Below are 9,916 nucleotides of genomic sequence, written 5' to 3' on the forward strand. Positions count from 1 at the left end.
TGAGTCCGCAGCGCCTGGCATGAAAAAGCCGGCGCGAGGCCGGCTTCGTCGGGCGGGCGTGGACTTGCGTCCCGCTTGATCTACTTCACGGCGGAGGCGGCGGCCGATGCGGCCGGGGCGGCTTCGGCGGCGGAAGCTGCACCCGCGGGCGCAGCACCGGAGGCCGGCGCGGCCGCAGGTTCGGCGAACTTGGCGCCGCCCTTGTTGGCCATGTAGACGACGGCGCGGCCGATCTCGACATCGCTGAAATCGCCGCCGCCCTGCGGGCCCATCGCGCCCTTGCCCTTCAGCGCGTGGGTCAGCAACACGTCGTAGCCCTGCGGGATGCGCGGTGCCCAGGCCGCGGTGTCGCCGAACTTCGGCGCGCCGGCGACGCCGGCGGTGTGGCAGGCGGTGCACTGGGCGGCGAAGACCTGCTCGCCGCTCTTCAGCGAGGCGGGATCGGACAGGTCCTTGACCTCGTAGCCGGCGATCGGCTGGATGCGCTTGGCGACGGCCTCGGCCTTCAGGCCATCGCTGCCGGCGGCGGGCTGGTGATCGGCCTCGACGTAGCTGACGAGCAGGATGATGGCCACGATCGGGATCACGAAGGCGAAGAACACCGCGAGGATCAGCTGCTTGGGCGTCTTGATCGGACCCTCGTGCGGGGCGTCGTGTTCGGGAGTGCTGTGGGCGTCGCTCATGGAGTTCCTCGAGGCGTATCCGTTGGCTGGCGATACTGGCAAAACCGCGGGATTATAGAGGGCCCCTCCCGGCGCGCCACCGGGCTCACCCGGGGTCGGCGGCGGCCACTGTAGAATCCCGCACTTCGCGCCCGTAGCTCAATGGATAGAGTACTGCCCTCCGAAGGCAGGGGTTGCTGGTTCGATCCCAGCCGGGCGCACCATTTCCGCACGACCGGCACACCACGGCCACGGCACCGCAGCACCATCGCTTCACTTCACGGAAGAACGATCCCCATGCGCGCTGCTTCGGTGAGCGACGATGCACACAAGGCGTGCCGCAACTGCGGCGAGACACTGCGCGGTGCCTGGTGCCACGCCTGCGGCCAGAGCGGCCACCTGCACCGCTCGCTGCTGCACCTGGGCGAGGAGGTCCTGCACGGCCTGCTGCACTTCGAGGCCAAGGGCTGGCGCACGCTGCCGCTGCTGGTGGCGCGGCCCGGCCTGCTGACGCGCCGCTACATCGACGGCCAGCGCGTGCGCTACGTGTCGCCGCTGGCGCTCTTCCTGTTCACGGTGTTCCTGATGTTCTTCGTGGTGTCGCTCGGGCCCAAGGGAACGCCGGACCGTCTTGCCGGTGCCGCGTCCGAACGGGCCGACCTGCTGGCCGAGGTGAAGGACGCCGATGCGGCGGTCGCCAAGGCAGAGCAGGAACTCGCCCGGATCCGGGCGCAGGGAGCAGACATCACCGACGCACTCGCCGAACTGGCCGAAGCCCGCCAGGAGGCCCGCATGCAAGGCGAGGCCCTCCAGGCCTTCGACGCCTCGCCGAGGGCGACTGCCGCGCCGGCCTCGAGCCCGGTCGACGGACAGCACCGGACCCGCGTCGACACCGGCAACGCGCAGCTCGATGCCGCGATCCGCCACGCCATCGACAACCCGGAACTGGCGCTCTACAAGCTCAAGGGCACGGCCTACAAGTTCTCGTTCCTGCTGGTGCCGATCTCGCTGCCGTTCCTGTGGCTGATGTTCTTCTGGCGGCGCGGCATCGCGATGTACGACCATGCCGTCTTCTCGCTCTACTCGCTGACCTTCATGTCGCTGCTGGTGACGGTCGCGGCGCTGCTGTACGGCACCCCTGCCCGGGGCTTCGTCGCGCCGCTGCTGATCCTCGTGCCGCCGGTGCACCTGGCCGTGCACCTGCGCGAAACCCATGGCCTGACGTGGTCGTCGACCGTGTGGCGCACCGGCGTGCTGCTGTGCGTGTGCCTGGCGGCCTTGCTGCTGTTCCTGGCCGCCATCCTGGCGCTGTCGATGGCCTGATCGCGAGTTCATCCATGACCCCCACGCTGCGCACCCTGACCCTCGCCGCCCTCTGCGCCACCTTCCTCGCCGGCTGCTCGGTGATGAGCAAGGACGATTGCCTGAAGGCCGACTGGCGCGAACTCGGCCGCCGCGATGCTTCGCAAGGCCTGACGATCGAGCGCTTCACCGCGCGTGCCGACGCCTGCCGCAAGAACGACATCGGCGCCGACCGCAGCGCCTATGCCGCGGGCCATGCCGACGGGCAGCGCGCCTACTGCACCGGTGAACTCGGCGAGAACGATGCGACGCTCGGCAAGGTGTCGGCGCCGCTGTGCGCGCCGGTGCCGGTCGGCAACGCCTACCAGACCGGCTACGAGATGGGCCTGATCAGCTTCTGCACCGCGCGCAGCGGCTACGAGTTCGCGCGGCTCGGCGGCACCTACCGCAACACCTGTCCGGCGGATCTCGCGGGGCCGTTCAACGCCGGCCTGCGCATGGGCACCGAACTGCGCGCGCTGAACAACCGGCTCGACGGCATCCTGCGCGATGCGACCGAGCAGCGGAAGGTGCTGGCCGACGACAAGTCGAGCGCCGACCAGCGCGACACCGCCCGGCGGCAGCTGCGCCAGCTGGATGCCGACGAGGCCGCGACGCGCCGCCTCATCCGCCAGGCCGAGCTGTCGGCGCTGTCGCTCTGAACATCGCGACGCTCAGCTCACGACGTCGCTGACGAGCAGCGCAGTGCGCGCCGCCGAGGTCGCCGGCGGATGGCGCGGCTCTTCGGGCAGCTCGGCGGTCTGCTCCCAGATCGCGTGCGCCAGCACGGCCGCCGGGCTGCCGCGCAGGACGTGGCGCGGCCGCACCATCAACACCTCGACCGGCGCGGTCCAGCGCGGCTGGGCGCACAGCAGCTCGCCGGCCCGCAGTTCGTGGCTCACCATCGACTCGTAGACCATGCCGAGCCCGAGCCCCTGCGCCACCAGCGCGTGCAGGCCGGACATGCTCTGCGCGACGCCGGCCACGCGCAGGTGGGGCAGCGTGCGCTCACGCGCCAGGCGCCGGTTCAGGAAGCTCGCCAGCGGATGCGCAACCGCATAGTCGACGACCGGCACCGGCCGCTGCGGCGTGCCCGGCAGCTCGAACAGCGGCTGGCCGCCGCGCGCGCCCACCACCGGCATCAGGCGGTCGCGCGCGACCAGCTTGGCGTGGAACAACTCCGGGGCGAGGTCGACCGCCGCTTGTGGATCCTGGGCCACCACCCACAGCAGCGCGCGGCCCGACAGCAGCGAGGCGCGCGCGTGGCGCTCGTCGTGGCTGACGACGCGCAACGCCGTGTCGGGGCAGCTGCGCCGGATGCGCCCGAGCAGCAGCGGCAGCAGGCCGGCCTCGAGTCCGTCGGCGACGGCGATCGTCACGGCATGGGGATTGCGGCGGATGCGCCATGGATCCTGCCCTTGCGCGGCATCGAGCATCGAATGCAAGCCGATCGCCAGCGGCGCGAAGCGGCGCCCCGCCGCCGTCAGCAGCAGCGGCTGCGCCAGGCGATCGAACAACGGCGCGCCGACCCACTGCTCCAGTGCCTGGATGCGCCGCGACAGCCCCGACTGCGAGACGCCGCGGCGCTGCGCCGCGTGCGTGAAGCTGCCGCAGTCGATCACCGCCTGGAAATCATCGAGCCATCGGACGTCCATCGGCATCGTTGCCTTCCCGGCCGCTGTGCGTCGTCGGAGCCGGGAACATCCGGGTGTCGGGGTGCGTGTGGCGCCAGACCGCTTCGCCGTCGACGAACAGCCGCGATTCGCCGGTCTTCAGCGGCGACCAGGGTTCGTCGACCGTGAGCGGCGCGGTCGCGATGACGACCATGCGGTCGTCGCGCCGGTTCAGCACGCCCAGGTCGAGCGACACGTCGCAGTCGACCAGGCGGGCGGTCGGGAACGGGTGGCGGCGCTCCAGCACCACCAGCCGGCTGGAGCAGTGCGCGTACAAGCCCTGGCCGTTGGACAGCAGGATGTTGAAGTTGCCGTGCCGCGCAATCGAGGCGCACAGCTCGGCCACGCACGGCGCCATCTCGAGCCAGCCCGGCGGTTGCGGCCGGTTGCCGAAGCGCTCGCGCAGCTGCTGCAGCAGCCAGCAGAAGGCCTTCTCGCTGTCGGTGCTGCCGATCGGCAGGAAGGGCCCGCGCAGCGGCGGGTGGAAATCGCGCAGGTCGCCGTTGGTCGCGAAGATCCAGGACTGGCCGCCCCACTCGCGCTGGAACGGGTGGCTGTTCGACAGCATCGGCTCGCCCTGCGTGGCCTTGCGGAGGTGGGCCAGCACGATCTTCGACTTGATCGGGTAGCGGCTGACGAATTCGGCCAGCGGCGAATCGCAGGCCGGCTGATCGTCGAGAAAGATGCGGCAGCCGGATCGCTCGTAGAAAGCGATGCCCCAGCCGTCGGCATGGTCGCCGGTGCGGCCGCCGCGTTGCGCGAAGCCGGTGAACGAGAAAGTGATCGCGGCATTCGCGCTGGAGCTCATCCCGAGTAGCTGACACATGGCAGATCTGGTGTTCAATACGCGGCATCGTGGCCTCCAATTGAGGAGAAATGACGAAGTTCGATGCGATCGCCCGCGAGCTGCGCGAGCACAGGCACCACCTCTCGATGCTGTGCGTCGCGGCGTTGCTGGCGGCGTGCGCCTCGGGCCCGCCGAAATCGTCGTCCCGCGACGGACCCGAAGCGAAGCCGCCCCCCGACCTCGCGCGCGTGCCCGATGCGCAACCGCAGGTCGAACCGATCCGCCCGGGCGGGCCGAACAAGCCCTACGAGGTGCTCGGCAAGGACTACACGCCGCAGCGCGACGACAGCCCGTTGACCGAGAAGGGGCTCGCCTCGTGGTACGGCCGCAAGTTCCACGGCAAGCGCACCGCGAGCGGCGAGGTCTACAACATGTACGCGATGACGGCCGCGCACAAGACGATGCCGATCCCGAGCTACGCCCGGGTGCGCAACCCGGCCAACGGGCGCGAGGTGATCGTGCGCGTCAATGACCGCGGCCCGTTCCACCCGGGCCGCGTGATCGACCTGAGCTACACCGCGGCGCTGAAGCTCGGCGTGCTGAACGGCGTTGCGCCGGTCGAGGTCGAGCGCATCACGTTCGAGCAGATCCGCGCCGGGTCGTGGCGGCGCGATGGGGGCGCGACGGAGGTGGCTGCGGCGCCTGCGCCTGCGCCGACCCCTGCGCCATTGCCCTCGCCATTGCCGGCTGCCGTGTCGACCCCCTTGCCGGTGCCGGTCGCCGCCGTACCGATCCCCGAGCTGCCGGCTGCATCGGCCCCCGATGCGCCGGTCGACCCGAAGCCCAGCCGCGCCTTCACGACCGCGGCACAAGGCTTCTGGGTGCAACTCGGCGCGTTCAAGCAGCGCGATGGCGCCGAGGAGTTCCAGCGCCGCGTGTCCGGCGAACTCGACTGGCTGGCGCCCTTGCTCGCGGTGTTCAGCGAGCCGTCGATCTTCCGGTTGCAGGCCGGGCCCTACCCGAGCCGCGGCGAGGCGCAGGATGCCGCCGCCCGCATCCGCGAGGCGTTGAAGCTGGTGCCGTTGATCGTCGAGCGCCGCTGAACGGAGCCGTCGGCCTCAGCGGCCGCCGGTCACGTCCAGCAGGCTGCCGGTGGTGTAGCTCGCCGCATCGGACAGCAGCCACGCGATCGCGCGCCCCACTTCGTCGGCCGTGCCGGCGCGCTGCATCGGCACCTGCGGCGCCAGCTGCTGCACCCGGTCGGGCTGTCCGCCGGAGGCGTGGATGTCGGTCTCGATGATTCCCGGCCGCACCGCGTTCACGCGGATGCCTTCGGTGGCCACCTCGCGCGCCAGGCCGATCGTGAAGGTGTCGATCGCGCCCTTCGCGGCGGCATAGTCGACGTACTGCCCCGGGCCGCCCAGCCGCGCCGCAGCCGACGACAGGTTGACGATCGCGCCGCCCGGCCCGCCGTGGCGTGTCGACAGCCGCTTCACCGCCTCGCGCGCGCACAGGAAGCTGCCGAACACGTTGATCGCGAACATGCGCTGCAGGCGCGCGCCGTCGATCTGTTCGACGCGGGTCGCCCGGTCGACGACACCGGCGTTGTTGACCAGGCCGTGCAGCGCCGCCACCTGGCCGTCGCGCCCTGCCGCATCGACCTGCCCGAACATCGAGATCACCTGCGCCTCGACCGACACGTCGGCCTGCACCGCGATCGCGCGCCGGCCGAGCGCGAGCACGCGGTCGACCACCGCCTGCGCCGCGGCCGCATCGCGGGTGTAGTTCACCACCACGTCGAAACCCAGCTCCGCGCAGCACACGGCGGCCGCGGCGCCGATGCCGCGGYTGCCGCCGGTCACCAGCACCGTGCGGCCGCGCGCCGCATTGGCCAGGTCACTCGTCGTCGCCGCCACCTTCGCCGTTGTCGTCATCGCCTGCATCCTCCTTGCGCTTGGCCTTCGCGTCGAGCGTGGCCTGCAGTTCCGCCACGCCCTTCATGAAGGTGGCGGTGTCGACCGGCTTCGCGACGCGCAGCGCCGGCGGGAACAGGTGGCTCATGTAGAGCTCGCTGCCCAGGCGGTCGCCGCCCTGCCAGTTGAACCACAGGCTGAGCGCCGTGCCGACCAGCGCCATCGCGACCGCCGCCTGCCGCACGCGGCGGTGCCGGTAGGGCTCGACCGCCAGCATGTGGAAGTACAGCAGCGTGGCGCCCACCGCATAGCCGAGCACGAACCTGAAGTCGCTCAGCCACGGCCACGACAGCGAGAACGACAGCAGCTGCGTCGCGCCGCTGATCAGCTCCCACGCCAGCACCGCGATCAGCACCACGCGCAGGTGCCAGCCGAAATGCCCCTGGCGCGTGAACAGCTTGGACAGCAGCGTCCACACGCCGCACCAGCCCAGCAGCCCGACGATCGCCGAGATCGCGCTGCTGCCGAGGGCGCGCACGAAGCCGTCGGGGTCGGTGTCGAGGTAGATGTTGAACACCTGCATCGCGCCGACCAGCACCAGCAGCAGCGCGAGCAGCGGCAGGCCCTGCGCGAGCGAACGCGTCGGGTCCAGCCGCAGCTCGGGGGCGAGCGCATGCTCGGCCAGGCGCAGCCGCAGGTGCACGCGGCCGATCGTGATCGCGAGCGGCGCATCGCCGACCGCGCCGCGCGCGCCGGCCTCCACCCGCTGCGTGCCGAGCAGCGCGCCGTTGATCGTCTCGCCCACCAGCACGAACGCGCCGGACTCGTCGCGGTCGATCACCAGGTGGTGCGGCGCGACGTGCGGGTCGTCGAGCACCAGGTCGTTGTCGAGCGCGCGCCCGACCCGCAACGGCCACTGCGGCACCGCCACGCCGTGGCGCGGCGTGCCGTCGCGTTCCAGCACTTCGATCAGCGCGACGGCACCCATGCGTAGGCCTCCAGGTAGTGCTGTGCGAGTTTCATCGCGTTCGGATAGCTGACGCCCTGGGCGTCGAAGCGGCCCTGCACGCCGGTTTTCGGTTCGTCGAGCGTGGCCACCAGCACCGACACGTCGTACAGCTTCGGCARCTTCTTGTAGGCGCGCACGCAGACCACGGCGCGCAGCGGCAGGCCGCCCCGGTCGATGAAATCCTCATGGCACTGCGGGCGCGTCTGCTGGTCGGGGCGGCGGCGGTCGAAGTGCTCGTTGCGGAAGCTCTGCGCATAGCGCGCCGAGAAGCGCAGCGTGCCGAGCTTGCGGCCGTCGTAGCTCTCGTGGCGCACCGAGACCGCGCCGGTCGTGAACTCGCCCATGAAGATGCGGGTGTCCATCACGCAGTCGGAGCGCTCGAAATCGAGCCCGCCGGTGCGCGACGGCTCGCTGCTGCCCCAGCAGCGCATGAAGCGGTCGGGCGGCACCGGCACCTGGTAGCGCGGGTGCGTCGCGAGCTTCCAGCCCTGCGCGATGAAGCGGTCGGTCAGCAGCTGCTGGTGCGCCATCATCTGCTCGGTCAGCACCGGCCAGGCGGGCAGCGCGAGCGGTGCGGCGTCGCGCCCGCGGGCCAGCAGCGCGCTCGCGAAGGTGGCCGGCACCAGGAAGCTGACCTGCTCGCCGTCGACGCGCCGCGCGACGTTGACGCCGATCACGCGGCCCTCCTGGTCGAGCGCGGGGCCGCCGCTCATGCCGCCGCTCAGCGAGCCGGCGAAGAAGATCTGCGGGTAGAACGAGCGCTCGACGAGGCCGTTGTAGTTGCCCTCGATCACCGCGAAGCCGACGTCCAGCGGGTTGCCGAGCGAGTACATGCGCTCGCCCTGCGCGAGCTTCTGCCCCTCGGGCCGGAACGGCAGGGCATCGAAGGTGGCGGCGGCCTTGGCATCGGCCATCTTCAGCAGCGCGAGGTCGTGCAGCACGTCGAGCATCAGGATCTTCACCGGCGCCTCGCGGCCGTCGGCGGTGACCGACACCAGGTCGTGGCGCTCGGGCTGCAGCGCAGCCTCGGCGACGACGTGGAAGTTGGTGATCATGTGCCCCTGGGCCGACACCAGGAAGCCGGAGCCCACCGAGGTCTGGCTCGCCTGGCCCTTCAGCACGGTGCGGATCTGCACCAGCTGCGAGCGGGCCTGCTCGTAGACCTTGCGGGCCGACAGCGACACCGGCGCGGAGGCCGGCGGGTCGGGGGGAGCGGCCTTGGCGGGCGCCGTCTGTGCCATCACCGGCGCCGTGACGGCCCCGCAGAGCACGAACGCTAGGGCGTGAATCAGTCTCATCGAATTCATTCTACGGGGGCGGCCCCCGTAGCCCGGATGCCAATCCGGGATTCATGACCGTGGAACCCGGATTGGCATCCGGGCTACACGCTCAGTGGCACTCGGTCGTGCCGGGCGTGCACGCGATCGCGTTGCTCTGCAGGTCGAGCCCGTCGCCGGTGCGGCCGTACAGCGCGAGCATCTTGTAGCCCGTCGCCGGCAGCGCGGTGCCGCCGTTGGTGACGGCGATCGCCGCCGAGGTCGCGCCCGGGCGCAGCCGGAAATCGGCGATGCGCCCGCTGCCGCCCTGGCCGCATTGCGAACGGTCGCTGCAGATCGAACCGCTGTCGAGGCCGAGCGTGCCGTGGCTGAAGGTCCATGCCAGGTTGAGCGTGGTGCCGGCGTTGGCATCGAGCGCGAGGTCGAGCAGCGCCTGCCGGCCGGCGCTGGTCAGGTCTGTCCACGGCAGGTTGGGCATCGCGGCCCAGACCGGCGGCACGCCTTCGACGTCGACCTCGAAGCTGCTGCGGCCGGAGACCGCGAACGGCGCGCTGCAGGCATCGTCGCTGAAGGTGTTGACGGTGACGGTGCGGCCGCCGCGGAAGAAGTTGCGCACCACCGCATCGCCGGCATCGCCGTCAGGCAGCGCCACCCAGGTGTCGTCGGCGCTGCGCAGTGCGCCCGCGGCGGGGTCCAGGCTGCGTTCGTTGCTGAACCCGTTCTGCTGCCACAGCGACAGCCGCGGCACGTCGGCACCGAAGCGCTTGTAGTACGCGATCGTCACCAGCGCCTGGTCGGCATTGCGCTGCACCACCTGCGCGCACTGCAGGCCGGTGACGGCCTGGATGTCGAAGGCGATCGCACGCGAGTAGCTGACGACCGGCGTGTCGCCGTCGATGCGCACGTCGCGCTGTGCCTTCGCCGATGCATGCAGCTGCACCGGGTCGACGTCGCCGAGGAATTTCCACGCGCCGCCCTCGCGCGTGACGCCCATGCCGCTGCCCACCGGCTGCACGCCGCCGGCCTGGTCCTGCAGCACGAAGCTGACGCGGCACACCGGCTGCGCGCCGTCGAGGTCGCAGCGGCCGAGCGTCGGGCTCAGCAGCCGCGAGCCGAACATCTCCTGCGACGCGAACATCTCGCACAGGCCGGCGGCCACCGCAGCGGCGCCGGTCAGCGGGGCACCGTCGTCGGTGCTCATGCGCGCGCCGCTCGCGAGCTGCGATGCGAGGCCGCTGCTGCACGCGGGGGCGC

Annotated in this window: 10 protein-coding genes and 1 tRNA gene; 4 read left to right on the plus strand and 7 right to left on the minus strand. The window is 71.3% G+C overall.

What is annotated here, in order from left to right; translation table 11 throughout:
* Positions 1-80: 80 nt before the first annotated feature.
* Positions 81-683, minus strand: a complete 603-nt coding sequence (locus tag AC1D12_RS14430; protein WP_477825130.1) for a c-type cytochrome — start codon at positions 681-683, stop codon at positions 81-83.
* A 127-nt stretch (positions 684-810) separates the two neighbouring features.
* Here AC1D12_RS14430 and AC1D12_RS14435 point away from each other — a divergent pair.
* From AC1D12_RS14435 to AC1D12_RS14445, 3 genes are all read left to right on the plus strand, one after another.
* Positions 811-886 (plus strand) — tRNA-Arg (locus AC1D12_RS14435).
* A 73-nt stretch (positions 887-959) separates the two neighbouring features.
* Positions 960-1,985 carry a DUF3667 domain-containing protein gene (locus tag AC1D12_RS14440; RefSeq protein WP_477825131.1) on the plus strand — a complete coding sequence of 342 codons (1,026 nt, stop codon included), beginning with the start codon at positions 960-962 and terminating at the stop codon, positions 1,983-1,985.
* Positions 1,986-1,999: 14 nt separating this feature from the next.
* Positions 2,000-2,665, plus strand: a complete 666-nt coding sequence (locus tag AC1D12_RS14445) for a DUF2799 domain-containing protein (protein ID WP_477825132.1) — start codon at positions 2,000-2,002, stop codon at positions 2,663-2,665.
* A 12-nt stretch (positions 2,666-2,677) separates the two neighbouring features.
* Here AC1D12_RS14445 and AC1D12_RS14450 read toward each other — a convergent pair whose 3' ends face one another.
* On the minus strand, positions 2,678-3,658 hold the full coding sequence (locus tag AC1D12_RS14450) for a LysR family transcriptional regulator (protein WP_477825133.1): 981 nt from the start codon (positions 3,656-3,658) through the stop codon (positions 2,678-2,680).
* Positions 3,636-4,502 carry a class II glutamine amidotransferase gene (locus tag AC1D12_RS14455; RefSeq protein ID WP_477825134.1) on the minus strand — a complete coding sequence of 289 codons (867 nt, stop codon included), beginning with the start codon at positions 4,500-4,502 and terminating at the stop codon, positions 3,636-3,638. Before AC1D12_RS14455 ends, AC1D12_RS14450 begins: the two co-directional genes overlap by 23 nt.
* Positions 4,503-4,552: 50 nt before the next feature.
* On the opposite strand from AC1D12_RS14455, the gene AC1D12_RS14460 reads away from it, so the two are divergent.
* On the plus strand, positions 4,553-5,566 hold the full coding sequence (locus tag AC1D12_RS14460) for a septal ring lytic transglycosylase RlpA family protein (protein ID WP_082004513.1): 1,014 nt from the start codon (positions 4,553-4,555) through the stop codon (positions 5,564-5,566).
* A gap of 15 nt (positions 5,567-5,581) precedes the next feature.
* Here AC1D12_RS14460 and AC1D12_RS14465 read toward each other — a convergent pair whose 3' ends face one another.
* The 4 genes from AC1D12_RS14465 to AC1D12_RS14480 form a co-directional block, all read right to left on the minus strand.
* Positions 5,582-6,397 carry an SDR family oxidoreductase gene (locus AC1D12_RS14465; RefSeq protein ID WP_477841111.1) on the minus strand — a complete coding sequence of 272 codons (816 nt, stop codon included), beginning with the start codon at positions 6,395-6,397 and terminating at the stop codon, positions 5,582-5,584.
* The gene (locus tag AC1D12_RS14470; RefSeq protein WP_477825137.1) at positions 6,360-7,364 is read right to left on the minus strand and encodes an FHA domain-containing protein; all 1,005 of its coding nucleotides are present in this window, start codon (positions 7,362-7,364) and stop codon (positions 6,360-6,362) included. Before AC1D12_RS14470 ends, AC1D12_RS14465 begins: the two co-directional genes overlap by 38 nt.
* Positions 7,346-8,683 (minus strand): S1 family peptidase, encoded by a 1,338-nt coding sequence (locus AC1D12_RS14475; RefSeq protein WP_477825138.1) that lies wholly within the window; start codon positions 8,681-8,683, stop codon positions 7,346-7,348. The genes AC1D12_RS14470 and AC1D12_RS14475 overlap by 19 nt, the downstream gene beginning before the upstream one ends.
* 91 nt (positions 8,684-8,774) lie before the next feature.
* Positions 8,775-9,916, minus strand: a 1,142-nt coding sequence (locus AC1D12_RS14480) for a hypothetical protein (RefSeq protein WP_477841112.1), incomplete at its 5' end; no start/stop codon positions are given.

The sequence above is a fragment of the Rhizobacter sp. P1_G5 genome, assembly GCF_056405435.1.

What these genes read in the sequence shown, in the direction of transcription:
- AC1D12_RS14460 (WP_082004513.1), top strand. Translation starts at nt 4,553, where the DNA reads ATGACGAAGTTCGATGCGATCGCCCGCGAGCTGCGCGAGCACAGGCAC.
- AC1D12_RS14455 (WP_477825134.1), bottom strand. Translation starts at nt 4,502, where the DNA reads ATGTGTCAGCTACTCGGGATGAGCTCCAGCGCGAATGCCGCGATCACT.
- AC1D12_RS14440 (WP_477825131.1), top strand. Translation starts at nt 960, where the DNA reads ATGCGCGCTGCTTCGGTGAGCGACGATGCACACAAGGCGTGCCGCAAC.
- AC1D12_RS14430 (WP_477825130.1), bottom strand. Translation starts at nt 683, where the DNA reads ATGAGCGACGCCCACAGCACTCCCGAACACGACGCCCCGCACGAGGGT.
- AC1D12_RS14445 (WP_477825132.1), top strand. Translation starts at nt 2,000, where the DNA reads ATGACCCCCACGCTGCGCACCCTGACCCTCGCCGCCCTCTGCGCCACC.
- AC1D12_RS14450 (WP_477825133.1), bottom strand. Translation starts at nt 3,658, where the DNA reads ATGGACGTCCGATGGCTCGATGATTTCCAGGCGGTGATCGACTGCGGC.
- AC1D12_RS14470 (WP_477825137.1), bottom strand. Translation starts at nt 7,364, where the DNA reads ATGGGTGCCGTCGCGCTGATCGAAGTGCTGGAACGCGACGGCACGCCG.